The following is a 12,757-nucleotide window of genomic DNA, read 5'->3' as shown; positions in this document are numbered from 1 at the left end:
GGAGGAAATTCATGAAATTAACTACTTTGCCACCAACTAGTGGTGTCAGGTTTGTTGCTGAATTTGAAAGACAACAAGATGCTTATTTGATTTGGCCTGAAAGACCCGACAATTGGCGAGATGGGGCCAAACCAGCCCAACGTGCGTTTACAAAGCTAGCCAACCTCATCGGTAAATATGAGCAAACAACAATGTTGGTGTCCAGTAAACAATATTTAAATGCTAGACACCTATTAGATGATCATATACGTGTTTTAGAGATGAGCAGTAATGACGCGTTTATTAAAGATACAGGCCCGATTTATGTTGAAGTAGAAGGGGAACTTCAAGCAATTGATTTTGGCTTCAATGCATGGGGTGGATTATTGGATGGTTTGTATTTTCCATGGGATCAAGACCAGCTTATTAGCGGGAAATTAGCTGAGCTGAACAATATTCCATATTATGTAGAACATAATTTAATCGTCGAGGGATGTTCTATTATCACCGATGGGCAAGGCACCCTAATTACTACTGAGGATGTTTTACTTTCTGAAGGCCGTAACCCAGGTCAGTCAAAGTCAGAAGTAGAAATGATGTTAAAAAGATACCTTGGCGTAAAGAAAATTATTTGGTTAAAGCATGGTTTCTTTTTAGATGAAACAAATGGGGCCGTCGATAATATCGTCAATTTCATTGCACCGGGCGAAGTGGTGATTACGTGGACTGAGGATGAACAGGATCCGATGTACCAAACCGTTCGACAGATTGAAAGAGCTTTATTAAAGGCGAAAGACGCGTATGATCGTGCCTTAAAAATCCATCATTTGAGTATGCCAAAAGTGCAAACTGTCGGAAAAGTAGAAAGCGAGTCAATTGATCCCATAAACGGATTGTTGCCGCGAACTCCAGGGCAACGATTAACGACAAGTTATGTTAATTATGTATTGATTAATGATGCTGTGATAGTCCCTCAGTTTGGAGATAGCAATGACGCCGTTGCGGTAGATAAATTGCAAGGATTGTTTCCTAAGCGGCGTGTTTTACCGTTCAATGCACACGAAATGATCTTAGGCGGCGGTGGCCTACACACCGTTGTTCATACGCGCCCTGATACCTCCTATCTTGGAGGTGAGTAACATGAACTTCTTCGAAATTGTCAGTACTCACTTGCAAAGTTTAACGGATAATGAAAGAAAGCTGTTTGATTACATTGTTAAAAACATGATTGACGTTCAGGGGATGTCAATCCGCGAGGTTTCAGCAACATGCTTTGTTTCAACGGCAACATTTTTAAGATTTGTTAGAAAAATCGGTTTTTCTGGATACAGTGAATTCATCACGGTTTTAAAGTTCACGACACGTGACAATGCCAGTGAGGCGCGAGATCAGGCCAATAATCAATTTGTTGTTAATCAGTCTAGCTATCGAGAAGATTATCTTAAGAATATTGAAGAAACGGTTCATGTGCTTCGACCTGAAGTGCTTCATCAAATCACGGCAAAGTTATCACACACGAGAACGATTTTTATTTTTGCGCGTGGTCTAAGTAAGAGTGCAGCAAGGTACATTACAAATCTTTACCAATTAGCTGGATTTAACGTTAGTTTTCCTGAAGATCAATTATATAGACGCGCAGCAATGGACCACATTACTGCGGAAGACTTAATCCTTATTATCGACTATACGGGTGAGGAGGTTGAGTTCGTTAATCTTATTCAACAGGTTTTTAAAGAGCCCCTAAATCGGCCAATGGTGTTGTCGATTACAGGAGCTGACAACAACACCATTCAAAACCTGAGCGATATTAATTTGTATACTTTTTTTGACCAAATCAGATCCAAAGAGGGCGTCGAAATCAGTTCCCGTGTGACCGCAATTGTGATTATGGAATTGATACTCTATCAGTGGTTGGATGAGTAGAAGATTGCTGGAAAAAAGTTCAATAATAGTTGTCGCTCAATGATTAGCTATGTCGCGAACCTTTCAGAAATTAGTCTTGCAGGTCGGAATATGAGACTTTGCCGGATTCACGAACCTTTACCGCCAGTGATGTGAAACGTAATATTGCGGGATCGATGTAGTTTAATGATTTTTGAAATCCGTTAAGATAATCCGTCCAGGAAGAGTCTAACTCCTGTGGGTTAACAATAAGAAAACGCCCTTTTAGCATTAGGGATGTATGAGTATCCTCGTTAAAACAATAAATAGCTGCATTGGTTGTGTTGTTCAAATTTTTAACTGTGGCAGAATTGTGCTTTGTATAGAAAAAGATTGTGTCTAATGATCTGTCCATCTTCAAGGGAGTAAGAGCTGTAATGTTTGGAAAACCGAGTGAGTCTATTGTGGAAACTTGAAATACAGTGGCCGATTCAAGCATCTTTTCTGCGACTTTAATGGTTTTTAGCATGTCTATCCTCCAAGTGTTCTCTTTAAATAAAGGGTATCATAACAATAAGTAATTACGAAAAAAACTGATTGGGAAAATCACTTGTGGTGACTAACGTCTGCTTAATATGCTGTTAATCTTGCATTCACTGCAAAATGTGAATGCAAGATTTATCCTGCCCATTTTAGTTTGGGTGTAAAGATAAACATGACCATTAAAAGAATAAATATTTTTTGTATTTATTTTTGGAAGAACATAATTCACAAATGAACTGTGCTTAAGATCCTTAAAATGCAATTATTGAGTAGCTGGACCTCATTTTCCTCTTTATTGCTCTCCTTTTTGCCGATAGTAGTTTATTCTTAATGTGAAAATGAAAACAATATCCCCTACAAGCGCTGATTTTATAGGAATTAAAAAGATTGCTTTCATGATTTTGCTTTAAAATCCCTTGTTTTCTGAAAGTCGCATGCACTACAATAAGATTTGCATAAGGGAGAGAGAAAAAATGAAAAAACTATTTTTTAGTGCGCTCGTTGTTGTACTAGTTGTCGCAGGTTCTGTCGTTACAGGTTTTGCATCAACTAGCGCTACTCGAGCCAACAAAGACAGTCAGTCATTCAATCAATTATATTCTAAGGTTCTTCAGAAGCAGGACCTGCCACTACAGTAATTTCATTGGTTCTTATTGGATTGCTATTTTTAACAAAAAGCATTACGTCTATCACACATTTGTGGACGTAATGCTTTTTTATGTGAATGTCCTTATTAAAAACGAGACTATTTTTAGGGGCAGTGACTGCCGAAAAGATGCCTTCAATGCTCATATTAAAATCAGTTTAGTGATGTTTTGCATTGGTTTACAAATCATTAAAATTCTGATGGAAATATATGCTATGCTTAGGTTTCCAAGCAACTGGGTTTCCAAAAATGAGTGAATAGGAGCTAACGCAGATGACAGAGATAAGGCGAGCAAAAAGAGCAGTAACTGATCTTAGCAAGATAACTGCAATTTTGAATGGATCACACATTATTCACACAGCAATCAACACGGAAGACTTTCCCTATGTGGTGCCGACCAATTATGGTTTTGAAATAGCGGACAATGGTAAATTAACGCTGTACATTCATGGTGCGCCGGAAGGTCGTAAAGTTGACTTGATCAAACGAGATAATCGGGTAGGCTTTGAGATTGACGACGGAGGTTCCTTGATGCCGACTGAATCGACAGAGGCCAGCCATAACTCTTGGCTTTATCACAGTATTATCGGCACTGGCGTGGCGCATCAAGTGACAGGTACAGAGGGTAAATTACACGCATTACAACAAGTACTGATTCACGAAACAGGTCATGCATGGAAAAACATTGATCCTCATGGTGTTGAATACGTAAACGTTTATCGAATTGATGTGCAAGAGTACAAGGCTAAACAACATGAGGCACCACAGGCTCAATAGCGGCTTGAACGCACCAAAATCAAAATGTACACGTCGGCCTTGTTAGTTCAAACTATTTGAGTCTCACAGACTGGGACACGAATTTAAAAATTTTGGGGATAATATAAATGACAAGTGGATTAACCACACACCTGATTGCTAATGCAGGTCGTGGTAAACGTTTTTTACTTACCAATGAAGATGGTCACGAATTGGGCCGTGTTAAAAATCACGGTTGGACGAATTTGTGGAACCAATTCTTTGGCTGGGCTGTGGCAATGCCAATTCATGACGAACTCACCGTGGAAGGAATGACGTTAACGGTCGAGTCGAAGACACATTTATTGAGTGGTAAATACCGTTTGGAGATCAACCATCAGCCGGTGGCATTGGTGGTGACCCATAATTTTCAAAACGGTTATCTCATCAACGTGAAGAATGAACGCTATCAGTTGAAGGCCGGGCTTGGCAATGCCAGCTTTCAGATAACTCGTTCGGCTGATCAAACACCGGTAGTTAGTATGCGGCAGCAAATTGATAACGCAGATGCGTTTTCGGTCACGGTAAATGAATCCTTCGGCCTGTTGACCGGTATTGGATTAGCAATGATTATTATGCGCGAACAGGGGAAATAATAAAGGATCGCTACTAAAGAACAGAAAAATAGCGCGACGATGTGATGTCTTATATACTGGATTCAATTAAGTTTGAGGAGGTTTCAGTATGGCAAAGTTGACATCCGAAATGAAAGATTTGATTTCACAAGCGTTTCCGTTTATTGCGACCGTTGACGAGGATGGAAATCCACAAATTGGTCCAAAGGGTACGTTAAGAGTCATGGACGATGAACATTTAATCTATAACGAGGAAACTGGACGCCAGGCTTGGCACAATTTGCAGGCAAACCATAAGATAGCCGTTGCCGTTCATCCTTATCCAGGTAAGATTGGGTTGCGTGTTGAAGGGTATGCAACAATCTATAAAGATGGTCCCGTATTTGAGGCGGCTCATCAGTATGCAGTGGACAATCAATTGCCTGATTTAATTGCAGCGGTTGTCATTTCCGTTGACCGAATTGTGAGCCTTAATGCAGGTCCTGACGCTGGTACAGAAATCGCAAACGAACCAGTTTCAGATTAATTTAATCAATGAAATGCTAAAAGCCCAATTTGTCGGAATTGGGCTTTTTATAATACGCGTAAGAGTGAACGTAAAGTCTATTTTATTGAGCAGTGTAGCCACCGTCGACGACAAATTCTGATCCGGTAGCGAACTTAGATTCGTCGGAGGCGAGGTAAACACAGATGTTTGCAATATCATCAGGTTCACCGATGTGACCAACTGGTGTTAATTTTGTTTGAGCTTCTTCCATTCCTGGTTGGGCTTCCACTAACGGTGTCTTGATGTACCCAGGATGCACAGTGTTGACGCGTACGCCGTAGCCTTGTTTTGCGGCATACAACGCTGCAGACTTGCTGAATAAGCGAACGCCACCTTTAGATGCATTGTAAGCAGCTAATAGTGGGTCACCGATGAAGCCTTCGATGGAGGACATGTTGATAATAGAGCCGCCGTGGTCCTTCATTGCAATCATGCCGTACTTCGTACCGTAGAAAACACCGTCCAAGTTAATTCCCAGCAATTGATGCCATTCATCAGCTGTGGTGTGCTCAACATCTTTCGCAATGGCGATACCGGCATTGTTGACAATGATATCAAGCTTACCAAACTTAGCAACGGTATCGTCAATAACTTCTTTAAAGCGAGCTTCATTAGAAGCATCTTGTTGCATATAAAGGGCGTTGTCACCGCCGTTTAGACCATCAAGTGCCGTTTTACCGTCATCCTCATTACGCGAGGTGATAACGACTTTCGCGCCTTCTCGCAAAAAAGCGGCAGCGGTTGCCAGTCCAATACCCTTGGTTCCACCTGTGATAATTGCAACTTTATCCGTTAAACGATTTGCCATTTTCATAACCTCCATTGGTTTAGGTTGCTACTACACCGTTATTTTCGCATGTTTGGTAAATAATGTGAAGCAATATACAAGGTGAAAATAATTGAAAATATTGTTGCTTACTTTTCGTAAGTGCGATATAGTAAACCCCGTTATAGAAAACAATGACAAAACTTTGGAGGACGATGACATGGAAACAGAACTTTTAAGCTTGATGAAGCAACGTCGATCAATTTACAACTTGGGTAAAAAGGTGGATCAGTCGCAAGAAGATATCACTGCGATGCTTAAGGATGTAATCAAGGAGTCACCGTCCGCTTTTAATAGTCAAACAACGCGTGTGGTTTTCGCTTTTGGCGACGCTCACGAGAAGGTTTGGGACATTGTGTTAGACGAACTGAAAAAGGTTGCGCCTGCGGAAGCATTTGAAGGCAGCAAGCAAAAGGTTGAACAGCAGTTTAAGGCTGGATTTGGGACGATTCTGTGGTTTACCGATATGGATAAAGTTAAGGAATTGGAAGATGGTTTCCCACTGTATGCTGATAATTTCTACGACTGGTCTGAACAACATATTGGTAATAGTCAATTTGCCGCTTGGACTGCATTGGCCGAGAACAATTTAGGTGCATCGGTGCAGCACTACAATCCGCTTATTGACGAAAGTATCGCCAAAGCTTTTGATTTACCAAGTAGCTGGCGCTTACGCAGTGAAATGCCATTTGGGTCGATCGAAAGTACACCTGACGATAAAGATTATATGGACGATGAAGATCGTTTTAAGACAATCGATTAGTAGAAATGGTTTCAACAAAGCGACATTCCAAATGATGCGAAAAGCCTATTTGTATATGGGATTCATCAATTTGTAAAGTATCTTTTCACAATATTGGTATATATCATATTGATAACCGGTAAATTGTTTTACTGGCTTAACTAAATGCCTGTATAAAAACATTTGTAACTGATGATAAATAAAACGCGTACAACTTAAAAAGTTTATTTTTAAGATTTGGTATATCCTTTTTATGAAAAAACGGTTATAATGTCCATATAGCAATTATCAATGGGCATTAACTGTTTCAAAGGAGGGTGTACCATGGCAAACATTCTATTTATCAATGCGGATCAGCAGAGTACACAAACGTTGATTTCGGCAATGGCTGCAGCTCAACCTGCGGATCGCTTGCGTTTGACCACGATGCATCCCCACAGCTTATCGAAGCAGGTACGCGCACGTTTTGAAATTCTGGTTGGTGCGGCTGACGATGGTCTATTCATGGCTGAGGCCACGGCCGGTATCGACGCTGTGTACCTAACTTCAGGGATGGCGACAGTTAAATACTTGCACACTTTGAGTTGGGCACTGACTAATTTCAAACGGCCGGTAAAACGGATCGTTTTAACGAACAGTGCTGCGTCCGATAGTGAAGTGAAGACCGTGACACCATTTTGTTCGGATCGATTGGCGGTACTGACGGCATTAGGTGCAACACATGTGGCATTTGTCTTTGTCCAACAGGTTGCTGCCAAAGTTGCTGATCGTGTTTTGATTGAGACAGTTGATGCCCGTAGTCGAGTTTTGCGTCAGGTTATTGAGTTGCAGCAGTGGAATCAATGGTTGATTACACTGTTGTCAGCCAATGTTGCCAAACCATGGGTTGGTATCGCAAATTAAGCGATTTTATATTTGAAATGAAGAACGGCGATCACTGAATTTCAGTGATCGCCGTTCTTGTGGATCGATTAAATTTTAAATTACTGAACTAGTCGTCAATTCGGGCAAATTGCAGGCTCAACAGACTGTTGAACAGTGACTGATCAAAACGATGATTTTCTGACCGAACGCTACTTGGTACGATAACAGTTCGATCTTCTTTTGTCTGTGCCTTTGTTTTAAATAAGCGACGTAGTTTTGATGTAATGATGTTGCGATGTGCTTCAGTTTCCATCTGCTGTCCCTCCATGCGAGAAATCTAAAAAAATTGACTACTTATAAATACCATCTTTTTTAAGATGGGTCAATAGAAATGCTCGATAAAAGTCAGAAAAGGTCAAACTTTTTATAAAAGTGTATGAAAACGCCATCATTAGTTGCTGGAGTACTCTTTTTCCTACGTGCTTGGGGTAAAAACTACGCAACATTAAAAGTTCATCGTGAGTATTGATTCGATAAGGTAATTACAAATTTTAGATAGCGACAGCGGTATGTTAAAGATGGTCGCAGCGATCCACCAGCATAGTAGACCAACGGTTAAAGTGGTTAAACGTTTCATGTAATCTCCTCCAGAAACAGTTTTAGAGTTTAACGTTACGCATACATAGAAAGAGGCACGCCTCCAGCAATGGAAGGGCGTGCCATTTTTGCTAAAACTTGAGGGTTAAACTTGTGGTTGTGCGGTGTCAGCAGCAGTTTCCGGAGCAGAAGATACAGGTGGTGTTAAGGCGTGAGGTTTCTTGGCCGGTTCATCGTCAAAGATCACCGTATTTACAGTGTCGATATACTGAGCTGAAACGGGGGTTACGTATGTCAGGTGGTTATCTTTATCAACCACCACGTTTGATTCTGCGATGGTCTTCATTGCGGCACGGACTGCGGATTCAGTTAAGTCTTCACTAACGTATCGTAATTTTAGGTGGCTGGCCTTGCCGTTACCGTTTTTAAACTTGAGACTCAATTCTTTCATAAACTAATTCTCCTTTGATTGTGAGTTAGGCGTTTGCTTCTTGCTTTGTGGTAACAAAGATATCGTTAACACTGTCGTTGGACAGACTTGCAATTGCTGCGCCAAACTTGTTCAGTTGATCATCAGTGACGTTTTGAGCAACGGTATTATAGTTCCGTTTGATCGGCGTACTGTGACCTTCACCTGAAATAAGATATTGAACGCTCGTTTTAAGCCATTTTTGTGACATGTGTTTTGCTCCTTAAATGTTGAGGTATTTGTATATCGTGGCCACGACTACATCATTAGTAACGAAATGACGAGCGCACTTTGTAAAGGGAAGGTAATTTTTATGGCGTAGGAAGTCTACAAAAGCTTAGCGCAAGTGCATTTTGGCATAAAAACAGACTAACCTTAGTGGCGAGAAATGATTCGACGGAATCGTTTCTCGCCACTTTTAGTTTCTGTTAAAGTGGTGGTGAAGTTGACAAGCCGTGGTAGTTTTTGGCGCTTTGACGTCGTAATAAAAAATGGCAACTTCACCGGTATGATCCAAATTTGTTCTTAGTCTGTTGGCCTTCAGGTCGTGTTTTGAAAATTAAATTGATCATATTAACGTGGAACAACTTCAGAAAGATGGTGAATCAAATGACAGTCGCATTTGGTCTTGATGTTAGTAAGGCTACTTCGGCAGTAGCCATAGTGAATGATGGTGTCACCGTTAAACAATTCAAGATTGATAATAACTGGTTTGGCTTTCAAAACTTACTCAAAGAGATGAAAGAGTACGCAAAACCGCAAATCGTGTTTGAAGCCACAGGTGTATACTCTCGTCGGGTACAGCGATTTCTAGAAGATAATCATTATGCTTATACGCGTTTGAATCCATTGGCTGCCAAAAAGCAGTTAGATAGCCTACGGCCAAATAAGACAGACAATAACGATGCTTTGCATTTAGCTCAAACACAGCTCGTTATAAAGCGTCGATTGGAATATTACCAGAAGCCGGTTTACCACGACTTGATGGACGATAGTCACTTCTATGAACAACTCAATGAAGATGTCGTTCGTGAGAAGAATCGATTACATCGTAGTTTACAATTAACTTTCCCGGAAATAGAATCTTTGCTTAGTAGACCGGATGGCGAACAATACTGGAACATCGTGCAGCGTTATCCACACCCCGATCTGCTTGAAGAACTCAGTCCAGACGGATTAGGAAAAATAATCATGGAAACGACTCCCAAGAATATTTCTCTAAATCGCGCGATCATGGTCGCAAAGAAATTACTCCATCTAGCACAAGCATCGTATCCAGCGGATCGCGTTGAGGCACCGTCGGTGTCGCAGACGCGCTACCACGCTAAACGAGTCAGCGAACTAACCCGTCATAAACAACAGCTGATTAAAGCCATGACAGCGTTAGCTAAGTCCCTTCCAGAGTTTGATATTTTAATGAGTATCCCTGGATTTGCGGAGACAACCACTGTGTTATTAATCGGTGAACTGGGCGATATTCGGCGTTTCAGTAGCTCTAATAAGCTCAATGCCTTTATTGGCATTGACTTACGCCATTATGAATCCGGCGAATTCGTGGCCGCTGACCATATCAGTAAGCGTGGTGACACATTTGCCCGTAAGCTACTATTTCGCACAATCAGTAATATCGCGACGGTCGCTCACTACCATCCGAATCATATTAACGACTTTTATCAACGCAGAAAAAAACAATCTCCTCAGTCAGGGACTAAGAGGATTGCCATCGCTGCGATGGGTCGCCTGTTACGAACGATTTACCATCTCGTGATTACGAATCAGATGTATATATACGGCGTCAAGCGCCAATCATTCTGATTACGTCTATAGTGTACTAGCCTTACTCAAAAAATAAAATGGCTAAGGTCTATTTAGTGTACTCAAAAATCGTATTCCAAACTGTTCAAATCGCAAAGAAACCGTTTTGAATCCCTAAGTTCAAATCAATTCAAAGACATAAATACTGCTAGACCTATATTAATACTTGACTAGAGGTAGAAAAAACTTTGCCAATCCTAGGTAAAAAAGTACCAAGGTGACAAAGTTTAAGATGCTCCATATTTAATTAACGCTGTTGAACGGCTGCGTCGTATTGTTGTTGAAGCAGGGCAATGGCACGTGGCTCTGCCCGTGGACTGGTGTATGGTTTCATTGCCAGTCGACGAACCATCGGGTCATTTTCGCCATAGTTTACGTCAAACAAAGCGTGCCGACTTTCAGGTTGACCATAATCGTTTGTGTCAGCATAATTGAAAGATGCCCCATTAACTAGGGCGTTGCGTTCTTCTAAGGTCAGACCGCGAACGTATGCCGGCACATCATTTACATTAGCAATTTGTCCCAGTGGCACAATGATAAACGTCGGTTCGGGAACGGGGGCAATTACAAATTCACTATGAAAATCGACTAACCGTTTGAAATTAGCGGTTGGAAGTGCCGGCAACACGCCGCGTGCTAAAGCCTCTGGCTGCTTGTTGTGCATGCGGGAAGAATCCGCTTTACTGGCAATATTGCCGTGAGCGATGGCGTCTTTGTCAAACGCAATGAGCGCTTCAAGATCGTTTTCTCCGTTGAGCTCAAATGAACGTCGCACAAACGCGACGTTATGGGCGTCGATTAGGTACCGTAACTGGTGAACCATGCGGACCGTTGCGTCATCTTGAGCCAGTCCGTTTGGGAAAGCTGCCTGAACGGTACGAGCAAGTTCGCGCCAGAAGGGGTCGCTGGGACCGGCTTCACGGGCGAATTCATGATCCGCGACTAAATCGCCAGTGTTACTGTTGAGATGAGCACCAAGGATTGACAGCAATTGACGCATTTTGTCCATCGGTGCCATCGAACTGGCGGCAAATAAAGTGGTAAATGCTGAACTGCCTACGGTGGCACTGGATGCTTGCCAGTTACTAAACTGGGTCTTTAAATTGGCGTCGTTAACTGTTGACGCGATTTTTTTAGTTAAAGCTGTTAAGGCAGCTTCGTCCCACTGCTGATGATCTGCCAACCGTACCAGCAAATCGTAAGTTCCTTCGACATAGGCTGACATGTTACTGTCAGACAAACTGACAGGTGGTTCAATTAGCGAAATAAGTCTTTGATGTTGCGCCATAATGCGCCTCCTCGTTCTTCTTAGCGTAAGGGTAACACATTGCGATGGGTAAAAAGGAATATTTGAATGAAAATTATCCATTTGATTAGTTTAAATGGGATTTGCGAACGCTAATCTACATGAACAGTGGTAAATTGAGAGAAAGTTCTCGAATAGCCGAATTCGATTTTTATTTCAGAAGAAAGGGTCATTAATTATTCAATGGAAAAGCAAGCGAGCAATGTTTTAAGTACACTCATTATTCAAGATTTTACTGCTCTTGGACAGATGTCCATGACATCTGCATTAACGGTAAGCCAATCGATGGATATTTTGACAGCCTCTTTGCCTGTTCAAATGTTATCAACGCAAACAGAGGGGTTTGGTCAACCTCATAGAGAAATAATGGCTGACTGGATGGAACAAGTTTGGCATCATTGGGATACCATTGATATCAAGCCGTTTACTTCGACACTTATTGGATACTTAGGAACAAATGAGCTGGCTCAACTAGTGAATATGGAAATTAGGCAGCATCGCAATCCAAACCTTATTGTTGATCCAGCCATGGCTGATCAGGGCAGACTCTATCCATCTCTGACGAAAAGTTACGTTGAGGAAATGAGACGGTTAATGAGTGGTGCGCAAATTGCTTTGCCTAACGTTACCGAACTAGGGCTGTTGTCAGAAAACGATTTAGAAATGACCCCGTCGGATGACAAATTGCGGCAGGCACTGAAACGTTGCCAAAGTTTTGCTCCCAACTGTCAGGTTATTGTAACAGGAGTCAAAAAAGGCAGCGCGATTGGCTGTGCTTGGGTTAGTGGCAATGAAATCGAGTGGGTCGGTAAAAACATGATCAAAGGTCACTTTTTCGGTACCGGTGATTTGTTTAGTGCCACGTTTAATGTATTGAAACTTAGATTCCCAAAGCTTGATGTGGACCAGCTGGTTTCAGAGGCGATGGCGGTTGATTACGCAGCAATCCAAGAAACAGCAGCTCTTCCAGCCGTTCAATGGAAGTTAGGCCTTCAGCTTAAAGATGCAATTTCGTTATTGATGACTTTTGAATAAATTTATCATCAAAAAATGATGCCGAGTACAAAAGCTGAGCAGGTTTTATTAAAGGGCTTACATTTCACTATGCTTTTATTGCCACTTGGCTTATGCTATGTAAAGTGACGAATAAAAGAGTTATTTATGAAGAGTAG

At 41.5% G+C, this 12,757-nt stretch carries 16 protein-coding genes; 10 read left to right on the top strand and 6 right to left on the bottom strand.

Going from position 1 to position 12,757, the window contains the following annotated elements; translation table 11 throughout:
• Window positions 1–11 precede the first annotated feature (11 nt).
• Window positions 12–1,118, top strand: a complete 1,107-nt coding sequence (aguA, locus tag LROSL1_RS07890; protein ID WP_178914276.1) for an agmatine deiminase — start codon at window positions 12–14, stop codon at window positions 1,116–1,118.
• A 1-nt stretch (window position 1,119) separates the two neighbouring features.
• A complete protein-coding gene (locus tag LROSL1_RS07885; protein ID WP_017262100.1) occupies window positions 1,120–1,902 on the top strand; it encodes a MurR/RpiR family transcriptional regulator in 783 nt (260 codons plus the stop codon).
• Between the two features lie 70 nt (window positions 1,903–1,972).
• Here the strand turns inward: LROSL1_RS07885 and LROSL1_RS07880 are convergent, their stop codons facing one another.
• Window positions 1,973–2,389, bottom strand: a complete 417-nt coding sequence (locus LROSL1_RS07880) for a pyridoxamine 5'-phosphate oxidase family protein (RefSeq protein WP_178914275.1) — start codon at window positions 2,387–2,389, stop codon at window positions 1,973–1,975.
• A 487-nt stretch (window positions 2,390–2,876) separates the two neighbouring features.
• On the opposite strand from LROSL1_RS07880, the gene LROSL1_RS07875 reads away from it, so the two are divergent.
• From LROSL1_RS07875 to LROSL1_RS07860, 4 genes are all read left to right on the top strand, one after another.
• Window positions 2,877–3,041: a hypothetical protein gene (locus LROSL1_RS07875; protein WP_017262098.1), complete on the top strand. Its 165-nt coding sequence runs from the start codon at window positions 2,877–2,879 to the stop codon at window positions 3,039–3,041.
• 281 nt (window positions 3,042–3,322) lie between these two features.
• Window positions 3,323–3,826 carry a pyridoxamine 5'-phosphate oxidase family protein gene (locus tag LROSL1_RS07870; protein ID WP_178914274.1) on the top strand — a complete coding sequence of 168 codons (504 nt, stop codon included), beginning with the start codon at window positions 3,323–3,325 and terminating at the stop codon, window positions 3,824–3,826.
• A 107-nt stretch (window positions 3,827–3,933) separates the two neighbouring features.
• On the top strand, window positions 3,934–4,440 hold the full coding sequence (locus LROSL1_RS07865; protein ID WP_178914273.1) for a hypothetical protein: 507 nt from the start codon (window positions 3,934–3,936) through the stop codon (window positions 4,438–4,440).
• A gap of 88 nt (window positions 4,441–4,528) precedes the next feature.
• Entirely contained in the window at window positions 4,529–4,945 is a 417-nt protein-coding gene (locus LROSL1_RS07860) for a pyridoxamine 5'-phosphate oxidase family protein (RefSeq protein WP_017262094.1), read from the top strand.
• Window positions 4,946–5,027: 82 nt separating this feature from the next.
• On the opposite strand, the gene LROSL1_RS07855 is transcribed toward LROSL1_RS07860, so the two are convergent.
• Window positions 5,028–5,774 carry an NADP-dependent (R)-specific alcohol dehydrogenase gene (locus LROSL1_RS07855; protein WP_017262093.1) on the bottom strand — a complete coding sequence of 249 codons (747 nt, stop codon included), beginning with the start codon at window positions 5,772–5,774 and terminating at the stop codon, window positions 5,028–5,030.
• A gap of 178 nt (window positions 5,775–5,952) precedes the next feature.
• Here LROSL1_RS07855 and LROSL1_RS07850 point away from each other — a divergent pair, with 178 nt between their 5' ends.
• Both LROSL1_RS07850 and LROSL1_RS07845 read left to right on the top strand, forming a co-directional pair.
• Window positions 5,953–6,555 carry a nitroreductase family protein gene (locus LROSL1_RS07850; protein ID WP_178914272.1) on the top strand — a complete coding sequence of 201 codons (603 nt, stop codon included), beginning with the start codon at window positions 5,953–5,955 and terminating at the stop codon, window positions 6,553–6,555.
• A gap of 303 nt (window positions 6,556–6,858) precedes the next feature.
• Window positions 6,859–7,437 (top strand): hypothetical protein, encoded by a 579-nt coding sequence (locus LROSL1_RS07845; RefSeq protein ID WP_178914271.1) that lies wholly within the window; start codon window positions 6,859–6,861, stop codon window positions 7,435–7,437.
• Window positions 7,438–7,525: 88 nt separating this feature from the next.
• Here LROSL1_RS07845 and LROSL1_RS07840 read toward each other — a convergent pair whose 3' ends face one another.
• From LROSL1_RS07840 to LROSL1_RS07830, 3 genes are all read right to left on the bottom strand, one after another.
• Window positions 7,526–7,711 carry a hypothetical protein gene (locus tag LROSL1_RS07840; protein WP_017262090.1) on the bottom strand — a complete coding sequence of 62 codons (186 nt, stop codon included), beginning with the start codon at window positions 7,709–7,711 and terminating at the stop codon, window positions 7,526–7,528.
• Between the two features lie 429 nt (window positions 7,712–8,140).
• Window positions 8,141–8,446, bottom strand: coding sequence for a DUF2922 domain-containing protein (locus LROSL1_RS07835; RefSeq protein WP_178914270.1), 306 nt, complete (start codon window positions 8,444–8,446; stop codon window positions 8,141–8,143).
• A gap of 25 nt (window positions 8,447–8,471) precedes the next feature.
• On the bottom strand, window positions 8,472–8,675 hold the full coding sequence (locus tag LROSL1_RS07830; protein WP_161001134.1) for a DUF1659 domain-containing protein: 204 nt from the start codon (window positions 8,673–8,675) through the stop codon (window positions 8,472–8,474).
• Window positions 8,676–9,073: 398 nt separating this feature from the next.
• Between LROSL1_RS07830 and LROSL1_RS07825 the strand changes: the two genes are divergently transcribed.
• Window positions 9,074–10,279: an IS110 family RNA-guided transposase gene (locus LROSL1_RS07825; RefSeq protein WP_225440509.1), complete on the top strand. Its 1,206-nt coding sequence runs from the start codon at window positions 9,074–9,076 to the stop codon at window positions 10,277–10,279.
• Window positions 10,280–10,526: 247 nt separating this feature from the next.
• On the opposite strand, the gene LROSL1_RS07820 is transcribed toward LROSL1_RS07825, so the two are convergent.
• Window positions 10,527–11,567 (bottom strand): DUF3114 domain-containing protein, encoded by a 1,041-nt coding sequence (locus tag LROSL1_RS07820; RefSeq protein WP_178914269.1) that lies wholly within the window; start codon window positions 11,565–11,567, stop codon window positions 10,527–10,529.
• A 201-nt stretch (window positions 11,568–11,768) separates the two neighbouring features.
• On the opposite strand from LROSL1_RS07820, the gene LROSL1_RS07815 reads away from it, so the two are divergent.
• Window positions 11,769–12,620 (top strand): bifunctional hydroxymethylpyrimidine kinase/phosphomethylpyrimidine kinase, encoded by an 852-nt coding sequence (locus LROSL1_RS07815; protein WP_178914268.1) that lies wholly within the window; start codon window positions 11,769–11,771, stop codon window positions 12,618–12,620.
• The last annotated feature ends 137 nt before the right edge of the window (window positions 12,621–12,757 follow it).

It is taken from the genome of Furfurilactobacillus rossiae (assembly GCF_013394005.1).
In the GTDB taxonomy this organism is placed as follows: Bacteria; Bacillota; Bacilli; order Lactobacillales; family Lactobacillaceae; genus Furfurilactobacillus; species Furfurilactobacillus rossiae.
Note: the sequence above shows the minus strand (reverse complement) of the source record. Positions and strands in the feature narration are given on the sequence as shown.